The organism is Flexivirga caeni, assembly GCF_003724155.1.
GTDB lineage: Bacteria > Actinomycetota > Actinomycetes > Actinomycetales > Dermatophilaceae > Flexivirga > Flexivirga caeni.
The window spans coordinates 1-1,385 of the sequence record NZ_RJJQ01000048.1 but is presented as its reverse complement, the minus strand read 5'-3'; the positions used below and the strand labels follow the sequence as shown (position 1 = coordinate 1,385).

General features: G+C 66.6%; 2 protein-coding genes. Both read left to right on the top strand.

Annotated elements, in window-relative coordinates:
- Positions 1–92: 92 nt before the first annotated feature.
- Complete coding sequence (locus EFY87_RS20470) at positions 93–680, top strand: hypothetical protein (protein WP_123273228.1); 588 nt, start codon at positions 93–95, stop codon at positions 678–680.
- The coding region (locus EFY87_RS19915) for an HNH endonuclease signature motif containing protein (RefSeq protein WP_158607741.1) at positions 655–1,385 on the top strand (731 nt) is incomplete at its 3' end. The genes EFY87_RS20470 and EFY87_RS19915, both read left to right, overlap by 26 nt.

Here is a 1,385-nt window from a genome sequence, read left to right as displayed (position 1 = left end):
AAATTTTTCTTATAGAACGCTTGTGCTATCAGGATGCGTTCAGGTAAACTGCAGGTACAGCGAAACACCCTGAACGGCAAGGAGGTCCGGGTATGACGACCAACGATCCCGGGCCTCTGGTGCCCAGCGAGGTTGAGGTTTCGGGGGTGCCCGGTGGTGACGTTTCCGGCGATCCGGTGGATTCGCCGGTGATCCAGGGTGAATCGCCAAGTTCTGCCGCACCCGCCGCGCCGGCGGTTGCGGTGCCGGGTCGTGCTGCGGAGATTCTGGAGATGGCGCGGGAGTTCCGGGCTGCCTTGGATGAGGTGCCGGGTGCGCTGTACCAACTCGGGGAAGAAGGACTGTCAGACCTGATGACCCAGCTGATGGGCGTGCATGTTCGTGCTGCGCAGGTGGCGACCGTGGTGGTCGCCGAGGCGCATATCCGGGGTGAGGTGAACACGTCCATGTCGGCGTCGGGGGTGCAGTGGATCACCGCCCACGCCGTAGAGGCCGGCACGATGGTGGAGCCGCGGGATGCGAAGACGATGGCCGTGGTCGCGCAAGCCTGCGGTGACCGGCGTAACGCGGTGGTCGCCGGCGCGGTCCGGGAGGGTTCGTGCACGGTGGCGGTGGCCCGGGCTGCGGTGTCGAACGCGGACAAGGTGGCCCCCGGTGTTACCGACGGCGTCGCGGGATGAGTTGTTGGGTCACTTCCTGCAACTGGATCCGGCGTTGGGGTCTCGTGGGGTGTCGGCGTTGACGCGGATGATCATCGCCCAGTACGCCCCCGACACGCTCTCGGCGCAGGACGCGAAACTGGAGGCGGTCGAAACGTTGAGTTGGTTCACCACACCGACGGGGATGACCCGCCTGACCGCAGAACTCGCTCCCGCGAGTGCGGCGGTGATCAAGTCCGCCATTCTCGCGTTGTCGGCACCGAAACCGGTCCCGTGTGACGACGGTGGTGACTCTGGCACGGGGGCGTCGGGTAGTGGCTCGGCGACGGTGCGGGATGAGCGGACCCCGGGGAAGCGTCGCGCGGACGCGTTGACGGAACTGATCACCGCAGCAGCGAAAGTGGTCAGCGGGGACGCAACACCCACGGGTGCGGCGGCGACGGCTCTGGTCACGATGAACCTGGAAGCCCTCGCTGGGGGTGTGGGGCATGCCCGGGTGGTCGCGACCGGTGACGCCCTGGATGCGGGTGCTGCCCGCCGGTTGGCGTGTGATGCGCAGGTCATCCCGATCGTCCTCGGCGCCCGGAGTGAACCGTTGGATGTGGGACGCAAAGAGCGCCTGGTCACCAAAGGGTTACGCACCGCCGTCATCACCCGAGACCACGGATGCACCTTCCCTGGGTGTGACCGGCCACCGGGCATGTGCGAAGTCCATCACGTGAACCC